This is a genomic window from Streptomyces sp. BB1-1-1 (assembly GCF_031597775.1).
Taxonomy (GTDB): domain Bacteria; phylum Actinomycetota; class Actinomycetes; order Streptomycetales; family Streptomycetaceae; genus Streptomyces; species Streptomyces thinghirensis.
The window spans coordinates 1025809-1040526 of record NZ_CP134203.1 but is presented as its reverse complement, the minus strand read 5'-3'; the positions used below and the strand labels follow the sequence as shown (position 1 = coordinate 1040526).

General features: G+C 72.3%; 14 protein-coding genes and 1 tRNA gene. 8 read left to right on the top strand and 7 right to left on the bottom strand.

Going from position 1 to position 14718, the window contains the following annotated elements:
• Window positions 1-142: 142 nt before the first annotated feature.
• The 5 genes from RI578_RS04705 to RI578_RS04685 all read left to right on the top strand — a co-directional run bounded on the left by RI578_RS04705 (window position 143) and on the right by RI578_RS04685 (window position 4740).
• Window positions 143-1165, top strand: coding sequence for a sugar ABC transporter substrate-binding protein (locus tag RI578_RS04705; RefSeq protein ID WP_310869871.1), 1023 nt, complete (start codon window positions 143-145; stop codon window positions 1163-1165).
• A complete protein-coding gene (locus RI578_RS04700) occupies window positions 1165-2241 on the top strand; it encodes an ABC transporter permease (RefSeq protein WP_310869870.1) in 1077 nt (358 codons plus the stop codon). The genes RI578_RS04705 and RI578_RS04700 overlap by 1 nt, the downstream gene beginning before the upstream one ends.
• Before the next feature lie 7 nt (window positions 2242-2248).
• Window positions 2249-3256, top strand: a complete 1008-nt coding sequence (locus RI578_RS04695; protein WP_310869869.1) for an ATP-binding cassette domain-containing protein — start codon at window positions 2249-2251, stop codon at window positions 3254-3256.
• Between the two features lies 1 nt (window position 3257).
• On the top strand, window positions 3258-4160 hold the full coding sequence (locus RI578_RS04690; protein ID WP_310869868.1) for a sugar phosphate isomerase/epimerase: 903 nt from the start codon (window positions 3258-3260) through the stop codon (window positions 4158-4160).
• A gap of 166 nt (window positions 4161-4326) precedes the next feature.
• Complete coding sequence (locus tag RI578_RS04685) at window positions 4327-4740, top strand: VOC family protein (RefSeq protein ID WP_310869867.1); 414 nt, start codon at window positions 4327-4329, stop codon at window positions 4738-4740.
• A gap of 30 nt (window positions 4741-4770) precedes the next feature.
• On the opposite strand, the gene RI578_RS04680 is transcribed toward RI578_RS04685, so the two are convergent.
• From RI578_RS04680 to RI578_RS04660, 5 genes are all read right to left on the bottom strand, one after another.
• Window positions 4771-5775, bottom strand: a complete 1005-nt coding sequence (locus RI578_RS04680) for a Gfo/Idh/MocA family oxidoreductase (RefSeq protein WP_310869866.1) — start codon at window positions 5773-5775, stop codon at window positions 4771-4773.
• Window positions 5776-5816: 41 nt separating this feature from the next.
• A complete protein-coding gene (locus tag RI578_RS04675) occupies window positions 5817-6596 on the bottom strand; it encodes an SDR family oxidoreductase (protein ID WP_310869865.1) in 780 nt (259 codons plus the stop codon).
• A gap of 5 nt (window positions 6597-6601) precedes the next feature.
• Window positions 6602-7771 (bottom strand): phytanoyl-CoA dioxygenase family protein, encoded by a 1170-nt coding sequence (locus RI578_RS04670; RefSeq protein ID WP_310869864.1) that lies wholly within the window; start codon window positions 7769-7771, stop codon window positions 6602-6604.
• A gap of 124 nt (window positions 7772-7895) precedes the next feature.
• Window positions 7896-9059 (bottom strand): Gfo/Idh/MocA family oxidoreductase, encoded by a 1164-nt coding sequence (locus tag RI578_RS04665; protein ID WP_310869863.1) that lies wholly within the window; start codon window positions 9057-9059, stop codon window positions 7896-7898.
• A 157-nt stretch (window positions 9060-9216) separates the two neighbouring features.
• A complete protein-coding gene (locus RI578_RS04660) occupies window positions 9217-9564 on the bottom strand; it encodes a cupin domain-containing protein (protein WP_310869862.1) in 348 nt (115 codons plus the stop codon).
• Between the two features lie 200 nt (window positions 9565-9764).
• Between RI578_RS04660 and RI578_RS04655 the strand changes: the two genes are divergently transcribed.
• Window positions 9765-10211 (top strand): GNAT family N-acetyltransferase, encoded by a 447-nt coding sequence (locus RI578_RS04655; RefSeq protein ID WP_310869861.1) that lies wholly within the window; start codon window positions 9765-9767, stop codon window positions 10209-10211.
• A 65-nt stretch (window positions 10212-10276) separates the two neighbouring features.
• Here RI578_RS04655 and RI578_RS04650 read toward each other — a convergent pair whose 3' ends face one another.
• Window positions 10277-11236, bottom strand: a complete 960-nt coding sequence (locus tag RI578_RS04650; RefSeq protein ID WP_310869860.1) for a bile acid:sodium symporter family protein — start codon at window positions 11234-11236, stop codon at window positions 10277-10279.
• 142 nt (window positions 11237-11378) lie between these two features.
• On the opposite strand from RI578_RS04650, the gene RI578_RS04645 reads away from it, so the two are divergent.
• Window positions 11379-11452: transfer RNA gene (locus RI578_RS04645), tRNA-Pro, on the top strand.
• A gap of 240 nt (window positions 11453-11692) precedes the next feature.
• Here the strand turns inward: RI578_RS04645 and RI578_RS04640 are convergent.
• Complete coding sequence (locus RI578_RS04640) at window positions 11693-12772, bottom strand: hypothetical protein (RefSeq protein ID WP_310869859.1); 1080 nt, start codon at window positions 12770-12772, stop codon at window positions 11693-11695.
• A 72-nt stretch (window positions 12773-12844) separates the two neighbouring features.
• On the opposite strand from RI578_RS04640, the gene RI578_RS04635 reads away from it, so the two are divergent.
• Window positions 12845-14665, top strand: coding sequence for a LuxR C-terminal-related transcriptional regulator (locus RI578_RS04635; RefSeq protein WP_310869858.1), 1821 nt, complete (start codon window positions 12845-12847; stop codon window positions 14663-14665).
• Window positions 14666-14718: the final 53 nt, after the last annotated feature.

Below are 14718 nucleotides of genomic sequence, written 5' to 3'. Positions count from 1 at the left end.
CTGTGAGTGAAATGATGTCTTGACAAAGTATTGACAGCGGGCGTCCCAAGGACTTGTATCCGGTCCCAGCGCAACAGCCGTTCTTCTCTGGTCTGGCACACGGCTCCCCCGTCGCACAGTCGCACAGTGAGGTGCAGGAAAGATGGACCGCTCTTCGCACGCCCGCTCCCGCAGATTCGCCCCCGCCGTGGCCCTCGCCGCCGCCGCGGCCCTGACCCTCGCCGGCTGCTCCAGCGGCTCCGGGGGCAAGAAGGCCGACGAGGAAGGGGACTCGGGCGCCTCCGCGGGCAAGGCGAACACCCCCCGCATGACCGTCGCCCTGGTCACCCACCAGGCACCCGGCGACACCTTCTGGGACATCGTCCGCAAGGGTGCCGAGGCGGCCGCGGCCAAGGACAACATCAAGCTCGTCTACTCCGCCGACCCGAACGCGGGCAACCAGGCCAACCTGGTGCAGAACGCGATCGACCAGAAGGTCGACGGCATCGCCGTCACCCTCGCCAAGCCGGACGCCCTCCGCGGCGTGCTCGGCAAGGCCGAGAAGGCCGGCATACCCGTCGTCGGCCTCAACTCCGGACTGGCGGACTGGAAGAAGCTCGGCCTGATGTCGTTCTTCGGGCAGGACGAGACCGTGGCCGGCGAGGCGCTCGGGAAGCGGCTGAACGAGGACGGCGCCAAGAAGGCCGTCTGCGTGATCCACGAGCAGGGCAACGTCGGCCTGACCCAGCGCTGCGACGGTGTGAAGAAGACCTTCGAGGGCTCCATCGAGAACCTCTACGTCAACGGCACCGACATGCCCTCGGTGAAGTCGACCATCACCGCCAAGCTCAAGCAGGACGGCGAGATCGACCGCCTCGTCACGCTCGGCGCCCCGTTCGCCATGACCGCCGTGCAGTCGGTGGACGAGACCGGCAGTGAGGCGAAGATCGCCACCTTCGACCTCAACAAGGAACTGACCGGGGCCATCGAGAAGGGCGACATCGAGTTCGCCGTCGACCAGCAGCCCTACCTCCAGGGCTACCTGGCGGTCGACGGCATGTGGCTCTACAAGAACAACGGCAACTACAGCGGCGGCGGTGAGCAGCCGGTGCTGACCGGCCCGGCCTTCGTCGACAAGTCCAACGTGAAGGCCGTCGCCGAGTTCGCCGCGAAGGGCACCCGGTGATGAGCATGACCCAACAGGCTGAACCGGCGGTGACCACACCGCCGGTCCCCGGCCCGGGGCAGACCGACGGACGGACCCGGCAGCGCTCGCTGGCGCTGCGGCTGCTCGCCCGGCCCGAGGTCGGGGTCTTCCTCGGCGCCGTCGCCGTGTTCGTGTTCTTCCTGATCGCCGCCCCCTCGCTCCGCGAGGGCGGCTCCATGGCGACGGTCCTGTACCAGTCGTCCACCATCGGCATCATGGCGCTGCCCGTCGCCCTGCTGATGATCGGCGGCGAGTTCGACCTGTCGGCCGGTGTCGCCGTCATCACCTCGGCGCTCACCGCCAGCATGCTCAGCTACCAGCTGACCATGAACGTCTGGGTGGGCGTGATCGTCGCCCTCGCCGTCTCCCTCGCCGTCGGCGCGTTCAACGGCTGGGTGCTGATGAAGACCGGCCTGCCGAGCTTCCTGGTGACGCTCGGTACCTTCCTGATCCTCCAGGGCGTCAATCTCGCGGTCACCAAACTGGTCACCGGCAACGTTGCCACCGACGACATCAGCGACATGGACGGCTTCGACCAGGCCAAGGCCCTCTTCGCCTCGTCCTTCGACGTCGGCGGCGTCCAGGTGAAGATCACGGTCGTGTGGTGGCTCGTCTTCGCCGCCCTGGCCACCTGGGTGCTGCTGCGCACCAAGTACGGCAACTGGATCTTCGCGGTGGGCGGCAACAAGGACAGCGCCCGCGCGGTCGGCGTCCCCGTCGCCTTCACGAAGATCACGCTGTTCATGCTGGTCGGTTTCGGCGCCTGGTTCGTCGGCATGCACCAGCTGTTCTCCTTCAACACCGTGCAGTCCGGCGAGGGCGTCGGCCAGGAGCTGATCTACATCGCCGCGGCGGTGATCGGCGGCTGTCTGCTGACCGGCGGTTACGGCTCCGCCATCGGCCCGGTCTTCGGCGCCTTCATGTTCGGCATGGTGAACCAGGGCATCGTCTTCGCGGGCTGGAACCCCGACTGGTTCAAGGCCTTCCTCGGCGTGATGCTCCTCGGCGCCGTCCTCATCAATCTGTGGGTCCGCCGCGCGGCGACCCGGAGGTGATCGGAAAATGACCAGCAAGACCGCCGGCACCCACGGGGCCGTCCTCGCCGACATCGTGCCCGAGGCGGACCGGCCGATCGTCCAACTGCGCGGCGCCGGCAAGGCCTACGGCAACATCCGCGCCCTGCACGGCGTCGACCTCGCGGTCCATCCCGGCCGGGTGACCTGCGTGCTCGGCGACAACGGCGCCGGCAAGTCCACCCTCATCAAGATCATCTCCGGGCTGCACCAGCACACCGAGGGCGAGTTCCTCGTCGACGGCGGGGCCGTGCGCTTCACCACCCCGCGTGACGCCCTCGCCCGGGGCATCGCCACCGTCTACCAGGACCTCGCCACCGTGCCCCTGATGCCGGTGTGGCGCAACTTCTTCCTCGGCTCCGAGATGACCAAGGGCCCCTGGCCCGTGCGCCGCCTCGACATCGCCCGCATGAAGCGGACCGCCGACGAGGAACTGCGCAACATGGGCATCGTCCTGGACGACCTGGAACAGCCCATCGGCACGCTCTCCGGCGGCCAGCGCCAGTGCGTCGCCATCGCCCGCGCCGTCTACTTCGGCGCCCGCGTCCTCATCCTCGACGAGCCCACCGCCGCCCTCGGCGTCAAGCAGTCCGGCGTGGTCCTCAAGTACATCGCCGCCGCCCGCGAACGCGGCCTCGGCGTCATCTTCATCACCCACAACCCCCACCACGCGTACATGGTCGGCGACCACTTCAGCGTGCTGCGCCTGGGCACCCTGGAACTCAGCGCCGCCCGCGCCGACATCACCCTCGAAGAACTCACCAACCACATGGCGGGCGGTGCCGAACTCGCCGCCCTCAAGCACGAACTGGCGCAGGTCGGCGGGGTCGACGTGGAGGCCCTCCCGGACGAGGAGCCGGAGGTGTCCGCGCCGGACACCGCGGCGCCCCACTCCGCCGCACGGGACTCCGCGGCGCCCCACACCGCCGCACCGGACTCCGTGGCGCCCGACACCGCCGCCCCGGACTCCGCCGCACCCGCTGAAGGGAAGGCCTGACATGCCCGCTGCCCTCAACCGCATCCGCGTCGGCTCGGCCCCCGACTCCTGGGGCGTCTGGTTCCCCGACGACCCCCGGCAGGTGCCCTGGGAGCGTTTCCTGGACGAGGTCACCGAGGCCGGCTACGAGTGGATCGAGCTGGGCCCCTACGGCTACCTCCCCACCGACCCGGCCCGCCTCACCGACGAGGTGACCCGGCGCGGCCTCAAGGTCTCCGCGGGCACCATCTTCTGCGGCCTGCACCGCGGCCCCTCGGAATGGGACGCCACCTGGGAGCAGGTCAGCCGCGTCGCCGCCCTGACCCGGGCCATGGACGCGAAACACCTCGTCGTCATCCCGTCCTTCTGGCGCGACGACAAGACCGCCGAGATCCTGGAACCGCCGGAGCTGACCGGCGAGCAGTGGGCGCACCTGACCAAGGGCATGGAACGCCTCGGCCACGAGGTGCGGGAGACCTACGGCCTCGACATCGTCGTCCACCCGCACGCCGACACCCACATCGACACCGAGGAGCACGTCGAGCGCTTCCTCGACTCCACCGACTCCGACCTGGTCAACCTCTGCCTGGACACCGGCCACTACGCCTACTGCGGCGGCGACAGCGTCAAGCTGATCGAGACGTACGCCGAGCGCATCGGCTACCTGCACCTCAAGCAGGTCGACCCGGAGATCCTCGCCGAGGTGCGGGCGGGAGGGGTGCCGTTCGGGCCGGCCGTGCAGCGCGGGGTGATGTGCGAACCGCCCACCGGCGTACCCGAGCTGGGTCCGGTGCTCACGGCGGCCCAGAAACTGGGCGTGGACCTGTTCGCCATCGTCGAGCAGGACATGTACCCCTGCGAGCCCGACAAGCCCCTGCCCATCGCCGTCCGCACCCGCAGGTTCCTGCGCTCCTGCGGCGCCTGAGACGTCGGAGGCGTTCGAGGCCCCGAGGCTCCGAGACTTCCGAGACCGAGGCTGCTGACCGTGCCGGCGGGGCGGGTCCCGCCGGCGCGCCGCTCGGCGGGCCGTTGTCAGTGGGGCGCGCTAGCGTGCACAGCACTGGCACTTCGTCCCGTTCCGGGAGGCAGTCATGTCCTCACGTCTCAACCCCTACCTCAGCTTCGACGGCGATGCCCGACAGGCGATGGAGTTCTACGAGCAGGTGTTCGGCGGCACGCTGGCGCTGAACACCTTCGGCGCGTCCGGCATGGCCGACAGCCCCGACGCCGACAAGATCATGCACGGCATGCTGGAGACACCGAGCGGCTTCACCCTGATGGGCGCCGACACCCCGCCCGGGATGGAGTACAGCCCGGGGAACACCTTCTCGGTGAGTCTCAGCGGCGACGACGAGACCGAGCTGCGCGGCTACTGGGAGCAGCTCTCCGCCGGCGGCTCCGTCGCCGTGCCGCTGGAGAAGCAGATGTGGGGCGATGTCTTCGGCATGTGCACGGACCGGTTCGGCGTCCCCTGGATGGTGAACATCAGCGAGCCGGCGAGCTGATCGCGCCGCCCGCCGACCCGCACGCCCGTCTCACCCCCGCCGTACCTCCTCGATCGTCACCGGCCGGTGCTCGTGCAGCGACAGCGTGCAGGCCTCGGCGATCCAGCCCGCCTCCAGCGCGTCCTCGATCGTGCAGGGGGAGGTGCGGTCACCGGCGACGACCTCGGTGAACGCGGTGAGTTCGGCGCGGTAGGCGGCGGTGAAGCGGTCCATGAAGAAGTCGTGCGGAGTGCCGGCCGGGAAGGTCACGCCGGGCTCGACCGAGCGCAGCGGCAGCTTGTCCTCCAGGCCGACGGCGATGGAGTCCGCGAAGCCGTGGATCTCCATGCGTACGTCGTAACCACGCGCGTTGTGGCGGCTGTTGGAGACCACGGCGATCGTGCCGTCGTCCAGGGTGAGAATCGCTCCGGTGGTGTCGGCGTCGCCAGCGTCCTTGATGAAGTCGGCGCCGCGGTTGCCGCCGACGGCGTACACCTCGGTCACCTCGCGGCCGGTCACCCAGCGGATGATGTCGAAGTCGTGCACCGAGCAGTCGCGGAAGATGCCGCCGGAGGCGGCGATGTACGCGGCGGGCGGTGGCGCCGGGTCCAGCGTGGTGGACCGCACGGTGTGCAGCTTGCCCAGCTCACCGCCCCGCACGGCCGCCCGCGCGGCGACGAACCCGGCGTCGAAGCGGCGGTTGTAGCCGATCTGGATCGGCACGTCGTGACCGGCGACCGCCTTGAGCACCTCGACGCCCTCCGCCATGGTGCGGGCGACGGGCTTCTCGCAGAAGACGGGGACGCCGGCCTCGACGGCGGCCAGGATCAGCCCCGGGTGGGCGTCGGTCGCCGCCGCGACCACCACTGCGTCCACCCCGGCGGCCAGCACCGCCTCGGGGGAGTCCGCGACCTCGGCGCCGAACCGCTCGGCGGCGGCCTTCGCGGCGTCCGCGAACGGGTCGGCGACGACCAGCGAGTCGACGGACTCGAGTCCGGAGAGGGTCTCGGCGTGAAAGGCGCCGATGCGGCCGAGGCCGAGGATTCCGATACGCATGTGCTCCGCTGCTCCCTGTGTGTGGTTGCGGTGGTGAGAACTCAGTCCAGGCCACCGAGGACGTTCTGGTCCCAGTCGATCACCGAGCCGGTGACCACCCCGGACCGGTCCGACAGCAGCAGGACCACGAAGTCGGCGATCTCGTCCGGCTGCCCGAGCCTGCCCATCGGCAGCCGGGCGGCGGCCTCCTCGCGCCAGCCGTCCCCGGCACCGTGGAAGGCGCGCTGGGTCGCGTCCTCGCCCTCGGTCGCCGTCCAGCCGATGTTCAGGCCGTTGATCCGCACCCGGTCCCAGCGGTGCGCGTGCGCGGCGTTCCTGGTGAGACCCACGAGCCCCGCCTTCGCGGCGACGTACGGCGCGAGGAACGGCTGCCCGCCGTGCGCCGAGGACGTGATGATGTTGACGACGGTGCCGGGCGCTCCCCGGCCCACCATGTCCGCGACCGCGGCCTGCATCGCGAAGAACGGCGCCTTGAGGTTGATCGCGATGTGCTGGTCGAACAGCTCGGGAGTCGTGTCCAGCAGCGTCCCCCGCGAGGTCAGCCCGGCCGAGTTCACCAGGCAGTCGACACGGCCGTACGCCTCCACCACCCGGGCCACGCAGGTCTTCGCCTGCTCCGCGTCCGCCAGGTCGGCCCGTACGAACATCGCCGTGCCGCCCGCCGCCGTCAGCTCGGCCACCAGGGCGTCACCGGGCTCCGGGCGCCGTCCGGTGACGGCCACGACCGCGCCCTCGCGGACGGCGGCCCGCGCGATGGCGGCCCCGACGCCCTGACTTCCGCCGTTGACCAGGACGGCCTTGTCGTCGAGAAGTCCCCTCATGCCCGTCACCTCCCTCGGCTCTCCCGGCGTTCCCGGCCGGCCCGCAGCACCTCGCGCAGTGCCTCCGGCGTCCACTCCTCGCGCAGCGCCCGCCGTACGACATCCGCCTGGGAGGGCGGGGCCAGACCGTCGACCGGTGGATCGCTGTCGAGGTTGGTGGGGAAGGGGTAGCCCTCGGCGCTCGCGGCGATCACGTTCTCCAGCCACCGCTCGTCCACGCCCTCGCCCCGGCGCTTGAGCAGCACCGGGTAGACGGCGTTCGCCATCGCCTCCCGGTCCACGGTCTCCATGGCGCGGCCGAACGCGGAGGAGACCTGGAGCAGGTTGGCCATGCGACGGATGTCCGCGGAGCGGTTGGTGCCGGCCGCGTGGAAGAGCGCGGGGTTGAAGAAGACCGCGTCGCCCTTGGCCAGGGGCAGTTGAACGTGGTGCGCCTCGAAGTAGGCCCGGAACTCCGGGAGCCGCCAGGCCAGGTAGCCCGGCTCGTACTTCTGGGAGTGCGGAAGGTACATCGTGGGCCCCGACTCCACGGGCATGTCGCGGTGCGCGACCGCACCCTGCAGCGTGAGCACGGGGGAGAGGCGGTGCACGTGCGCCGGATAGGCGGCGGCGACCTCGTTCGAGAGGAAGCCGAGGTGGTAGTCCCGGTGCACGGTCTGGGCCGTGCCGCCCGGGTTGACCACGTTGATCTGGGAGGTGACCTGGTAGCCGGGGCCGAGCCAGGCCCGGGCGACCAGGGCCAGCGCGTCGTTGGCGTAGTAGTCGGCGAAGGCCTCGGCGTCGTGCAGGGCCGCCTTCTCCAGGGCGTTCCACACCCGGTCGTTGGCCCCGGGCGCCGCGAAGTGGTCGCCGGCGTTGGTGCCCGAGGCGCGCTGCTCGGCGATCAGGGCGTCGAACACGGCGGTGGCCCGGTCGACGACCGACGGGTCCGGGAACGCGCCCTCCAGGACGACGATGCCGGGGCCGTCGGCGAGGGCGCGGACCAGCTCGGCGGCCGTCTCGCGGTCGTCGCGCAGGCGGCCGGCCTCATAGACCGGGACGTTCCGCTCCATGGCGCGGGCCCGCGGATGATCGGCGGGGTCGGTGGGCCGCTCGACGAGCGCGCGGAACGTGTCGAGGTCGCAGTCCCGCTCGGACAGCCAGGCGCGGCGGGAGGGGACGGGGGACAAGGACATCGTCGTCCTTTCGGTGGCCGGTGGCCGGTGGCCGGTGGCCGGGGACGGGGAGGGGGGGACGGGGACGCGGCGCGAGCGCGCCGGCCGGTGCGGGGACCTACGGGCGTCTGCGGGTGTCCCGCTCTCACCCCTCCGGCCGGACCTCGGTCCAAGCCCCCCGCTCCGCCGACCGCGCCATCGCGTCCAGTACGGCCGCGCTGCGCACCGCGTCCGGCAGGGTGGCGCCGTACGGGGTGCCCTCCGCGATCGAGCGCAGGAAGCGGTGGGCCTCCACCACCTTGAGGTCGTCGTAGCCCATGGCGTTCGCGGCTCCCGGCTGGAAGGCGGCGAACTCGCCGTGCGCGGGGCCGACGTAGACGGTACTGACCGGCTGGTCCTGGTAGGCCGTGCCGCGGCTGACGCCCAGTTCGTTCATGCGGCGGAAGTCCCAGAACACCGCGCCCTTGGTGCCGTGCACCTCGAAGCCGTAGTTGTTCTGCTCGCCGACCGAGACCCGGCAGGCCTCCAGGACACCGCGGGCGCCGGAGGCGAAGCGCAGCAGGCAGCTGACGTAGTCCTCGTTCTCGACCGGGCCGGGCTCGCCGCCCGCGGCCAGGGAGTGACCGGCGGTGGCGGCGGCCGGGCGGGCCCGCTCGGGCAGGAAGATCGCCGTGTCGGCGGTCAGCGACGCGATGTCGCCGAGCAGGAAGCGGGCCAGGTCGGCGCCGTGCGAGGCCAGGTCGCCGAGCACCCCGCTGCCGCCGCGCTCCCGCTCGTAGCGCCAGGTGAGCGCGGACTCGGGATGGGCCGCGTAGTCGCTGAAGAGCCGGATGCGGACATGCGTGACGGTGCCGATCTCCCCGGACGTGATCAGCTCGCGGGCGGCCTCGACGGCGGGCGCGTTGCGGTAGTTGAAGCCGACCGCGCCCTGGACACCGGCCTTGGCGACCGCGTCCGCCACCGCACGGGCGTCGCCGGCGGTCAGGCCGACCGGCTTCTCGATCCAGATGTGCTTGCCGGCCTCGGCCATCGCTACGGCGATCTCGCGGTGCAGGAAGTTCGGGGCGGTGATGCTGACCGCCCCCACCCTCGGGTCGGCGGCCACGTCGCGCCAGTCCCGGGTCGTCGACGCGAACCCGAACTGCGCGGCGGCCTCCTCCGCCCGCCCCGGCACCTCCTCGGCGACCGTCACCAGTTCCGGGCGCAGGGCGAGTTGCGGGTAGTGGTGCCGGACACGGGCGTACGCCTGGGTGTGCACCCGGCCCATCCAGCCGAAACCGACGACGGCGACACCCAGCGCGTCCACCATGAAAGCCCCTCTTCGGACCGGTCCCTGCTCTGTCCCGCCCACCCTCGGCGAGCGCAGGCATCATGTCAACCTTTTGACAGGACAAAGGTACGGAGGGGAGGGGAGGGACGGGGGTAGGGGTCGAGGACGTCCGGCCGAGGCCGTCGGCCCGCGGGTGCTAGCCGACGTTGATCGCGTACGCCTTGCGCAGCGTCTCGTGCACCGTCCACGTCGTACGGTCACCCTCGCGCAGCACGGCCAGGTCGCCCGGCCCCACCGTCAGCGTCGGGCCGCCCTCCACCTCGATCGTGGCCGACCCGCTGAGCACGACGAACATCTCGTCCGCCTCGGTGTCGGTGACGACGCCCGGGGTGATCTGCCAGACGCCGCGCACCTGTCGGCCGTCCGCCGACTCCCAGACCACCTTTCCGGTCACCTCCGGGGTGCCGGACACGATCTGCGCGGGGGAGAGGGGCTCGGGTGCGAGCTCGGCGTCGGGGACGCGGACAACGAAGCTGTGGGTCATGCGGTGACGTTAACCGGGGCGCACGGTGCGTCGGGGGCGACAGGGTGTGGTGTATCCGTCGGGGCGTGCGGACACTTCGTCGCGCGTACGGCGACCAGGTGGCCGCCGCGTGCCGGCCGCCGCGTCCGCGCGGTGACTGGCGTACATGGGAACCGATATCCGCCCGGCACCGGCGGCGCCCGGCCGGTAACCTGCCGATCATGGTGGAGTGGGGGCTGAGGCCGGCGTCGACGTCGGACGTGGAAGCCGTCGCCGAGTTGCGGGCCGTGGTACTGCGGACGGATCTGGAGCGGCTCGGCCGGTACGACGAGCGGCGGGTACGGCAGCGGCTGAGGGACGGATTCGACCGGACGCACACCTGGGTGATCGAGGTGGAGGGCGGGTTCGCCGGCTGCGTGGCGCTGCGACCGGCCGGGAACGCCCGGTGGCTGGAGCACTTCTACCTCGCCCCGAGCCTCCAGGGCGCGGGCATCGGCTCGGCCGTGCTCCGCGCGCTGCTGGCCCGGTGCGACCGCGACGGCGACCTCGTCCGGTTGAACGTGCTGCGGGGCAGTGCGGCCCGACGGCTGTACGAGCGGCACGGGTTCACCGTCGAGACCGAGGACCCCGTGGACGTGTTCATGGTGCGCGAGCCGGTCCGGACCTGACCGGCGGCGGAAGCGCGCGCCGGGCCCGCGTCGGAGAACCCGACCCCCGCGCGTCCGATCGCGGGTCACCGCCCCCGGCGCGACAGCCAGGCCGCGGTGACCGCGCCGGAGACGTTGTGCCAGACGGAGAACACCGCGGCCGGCAGGGCCGCCAGCGGGCTGAAGTGGGCGGTGGCCAGGGACGCCGCGAGGCCGGAGTTCTGCATGCCGACCTCGAAGGCCATGGCCCGGCTCGCCGGTTCGCCGAGCCGGCCGATCCGCCCCGCGCCGTAACCGAGCGCCAGCCCCAGGCCGTTGTGCAGCACGACGGCGACGAACACCAGCCCCGCGGCCGACTTGATCGCGTCGGCGCTGCCCGCCACCACCACCGCCACGATCACCGAGATCGTCAGCGCGGACAGCCAGGGCAGCGCCGGCAGCGCCCGCTCCACGAACCGCCCCGCCAGCAGCCGTACGGCCAGGCCGGCGAGGACCGGCAGCAGCACCGTCTTGAGGATGTCGGTGACCATGGACCCGGCGTCCACCGGGAGGTACTCACCGGCCAGCAGCAGCGTCAGCGGCGGCGTGACCAGCGGGGCGACGAGCGTCGAGACGGTCGCGACGGAGACCGACAGGGCGACGTCACCCCGGGCCAGGTACGTCACCACGTTGGAGGCCGTGCCGCTGGGCGCGCAGCCGACGAGGATCACGCCCGCGGCGAGTTGCGGGGGAAGGTCGAGCAGGTGGGCGATGGCCCAGCCGAGCCCCGGCATGATGACGTAGTGCGCGACCAGCCCGAGGGCCACCGCCCAGGGCCGCTTGGCGACCCCGCGGAAGTCCTCCGGGGTCATGGTGATGCCCATGCAGAACATCACGACACCCAGCAGGTACGGCACCGACTCGCTCCACCCGGTGAAACTCCCGGGGAGCAGCAGGCCGAGGGCGCCGGCCGCGAGGACGAGGATCGGGAAGACGGTCACGGCGCGCCGCGCGGAGCGGTCGCCGGTGGCGTCGTCGCTGAGGTGTTCGGGTCGTTCGGTTCGCACCGTGCGAGGTAACGCCTGGTGGGCGGCGTGACGCAAAGCCGTCTCGCGATGTGATCATCGGGGTGGCTCGCGGCACGCCGCCACCGGTCTGCGGATGGGGTAGGGTTGACCTGCGCGATCACACGGAACGTGGGCCGCGCACCGGGACGTGGCGCAGCTTGGTAGCGCACTTGACTGGGGGTCAAGGGGTCGCAGGTTCAAATCCTGTCGTCCCGACTTGCGTTTTCGCAGGTCATAGGCCGTTTCCGCCGAACAGCGGGAACGGCTTTTCTGTCGTTGCACCGTTCACACGCCGCCGACCCGTCCTGGCCGGCGGCGTCGCCGTGTCCGCCGCCCCCTCGCGGCGGACACGGCGTAGCCGGGACCACGTCACCCTCCCCCGAAGGCGACGTGGCCCCGGCCGTCCCCCGGCGCCGGTCTGTGGCCGTGGCGCCCGGGTGCTCTGGAGCCGCGCGGTCACCAGCACATGACCGCCGTCTCGCCCGCACCCCACGAGGAGTACAGACGCACCCGGACGACATAGCGGCGGCCCTTGACGAAACGGGCCCTGATCGTGGCGTTGCGGGGTGTTCCCCCGTCGTCCAGACCGGCGAGGTAGCGCGGCACGCCGTCCCGCTCCTCGAAGATCACGACGACGGCGTCGCTGTCACCGAAGGTGCCCACGGTGTACTCCCGGGTCTCCGGCGGATCCACGCGGAAGTCGGCCTGCTCGCCCGGCCCGAGACCGAGCGGCACCGAACGGAACGGCACCAGCGGCCCCGGCCGGCTGGTGGGCGGATACCAGCGCAGGGCGAACTCCTTGTCGGCGGCGGAGAGGGTGCCGGGCGGGTGCAGACCCGAACGGTAGTGCTCCGGCTCCAGTATCAGCCCCGACGGGAAGGGGTACTCCATGATCGACTGCGGGTCCCAGACCGGGTTGTTGGCCTCGTCCGTGTCGAGCTTGCGCAGGATGTTGTGGAACGTCCGCTCCCGGCTCCAGTGGTTCGGCGGGCCCGCCAGTTCGGCGTAGACGGCCTCGTCGTCCCAGAGGATGCCGGCGAACGGGCTCTGGTGCTCGTGCAGCATGCCGAGCGCGTGCCCGATCTGGTGCAGGGCCGTCGCACGCTCCCCGGACGCGGTAAGGTCCCAGCCGAAGTTCATCGTACGGTCGTTCAGACCGACCCGGAGCGCGTCCTTGCCCACCGCCGACCAGGAGCCGTCACCGGGCTGGAAGCCTATCCGCAGCTCGGCCTCCGAGCGGTCGCCGACCTCGGCGAGGACGAGTCCGATGCCGAGGTCCTGCCACTCCCGGAAGCAGTCGCGGACCACGTCCCGCTGCTCGTCGGTGCCCACCCACGACCCCCGCCGAGGCCGGCCGGTGCCCGGCATGGGGACGACGGACGAGTCGGTGTCGCCACCGAGGAAGCAGTAGTGCAGAACCGTGCCGTTGACCCACATCCGCTGCCCGCCGACGAGCGCGGCGAGGCGCTCTGCGGCCAGCCCCGGCGCGAACACGGGGGCAGGCTGCTGCGCGAGCGAGCAGTAGCGTGCGGTCATGACCCCCAGACTGCCGTCCGGGCCGGTCCGGGCGCCTGAGTCGGGGGCTACTCAAGTCACCCTGTATCAGGGATGAGTATGCCGACTCATGTTGCCGTGACGACTTCTCCGCGGGACCCGAAGACCCTTCAGACGCCCTGGCCGTTCACCGGACGGGCGGACGAACTGGAACTGGTGCGCCGGTCCCTGACCGCCGGACGCGGCGGCATCGTGGTGACGGGCCCGGCGGGCCGCGGCAAGAGCAGGCTCGTGACGGAGGCCGCCCGGGGCACGGACTGCGCCAGGGCGGCCGGGACGCCCGAGACCCGGGAGATCCCCTTCGCCGCGTTCGCCCACCTGCTGCCCGAGACCGTCACCCTGAACCGTGCGGTACAACTCCTGTCCGGCGTACGGCTGCTGCTGGTCGACGACGCCCATCTGCTCGACGACGCGTCCGCCGCCCTCGTGCACCAACTCGCCGTGCACGGCCGCACCCGGCTCCTGGTCGTCGCCACGGAAGGCGTCCCCGTGCCGGGCGCGGTGTCCCGGCTGTGGTCCGGTGAGCTGCTGCCGCGCCTCTGCCTGGAGCCGCTGCCCCGCGAGGAGACCGCCGACCTGCTCACGGCCGGTGCGGGCGCCGTCGTCGAGCCGCTCACCGTCGACCGGCTGCACCGCCTGTGCCGGGGGGACCTGCGGCTGCTGCGCGAGCTGCTGACCGCCGTGCGCGAGCGAGGGCTGCTCGCCCGGGTCCCGGACACGGACCAGCGGGAGTGGCGGGGACCGGTCCCGATCACCGCGGCCGTACGGGAGCGCACCGCCCACGTCCTCGACCGCGCCCGCGTCGAGGAGCGCGAGACGCTCGAACGCCTCGCGTTCGCCGAGCCCCTTCCTCTCGGCCTGGACGCCTTGGACGTATGGACCCTGGAGCGGCTGGAGGCCGAGGGCCTGGTCGCCGTCGACGACCACGGTGCCACCCGGCTCGCCCACCCCCTGCACGGCCCCGTCCTGCGCGCCGCCGCCGGCCGGCTCCGGGCCCGGCGGCTGGCCCGCACCCCGGACCAGTGCGCGCCCGCCCTGGCGGCGGAGCGGGCCGCCCTGTCCCTGCGCATCGAGCAGGCCGACGTACGGGCGTTGGAGACACCGGTGGGGGAGTGGCTGGTGGCCGAGGGAGCGCCCCTGCCGGTGGAGTACGCGGCGCTCCGCGCCCGGTTCGCACGCCTGCGCGGCCGGCTGGGCGAGGCCGCGGCCTGGGCCCGTGAGGGCCTGCGCGCCGACCCCGACGACGCGTGGTGCCGCGAGGAACTCGCCCTGGCCGCCGCCCAGTCGGGCGACGCGACGGCGGAGAGCCACGGGGCGGCCGCGGCCTGGGCCGCCGCCGCACGCGGAGACCTGGACGAGGCGGTCCGGGCGGCCGCTCGCACCGGGGACCCGTACGACGCCGTCCGGCTCGGCGCCCCCGAGGGGTCGGCCGGCCGACTGACCGGAGTCTTCGCCGCGCACGCCGACGCTCTCCTGCGGGGCGACGGACCGGCGCTGGACCGCGTGGCCGAGGAACTGGAACGACGCGGCTTCCTGCTCTTCGCGGCCGAGGCGCAGGCCCAGGCGGTACGCGCCCACCGCGCCCCGGGCGCCGCCCGCACCGCCCGCACCCGCGCCCTCGCCCTCGCCCGGCGCTGCGAGGGCGCGCGCACCCCCGCCCTGTCCGGTCTGGTGCTCGGCGAACTCACCGCACGTCAGCGGCAGATCGTCACCCTCGCCGCCGCCGGTCTGAGCAACCGGCAGATCGCGGAGAGACTCACCCTCTCCGTCCGCACCGTCGGCAACCACCTCTACGGCGCCTACACCCGCCTCGGCGCGGGCGACCGGGGCGCCCTGCCCTGGCTGATGGAGCTGCCCGAGCCGCAATCCGCCTGACGCACGGAGAAACCACGGAGGGGCCACGCCACGGAGGGACCAACGGAGACCGG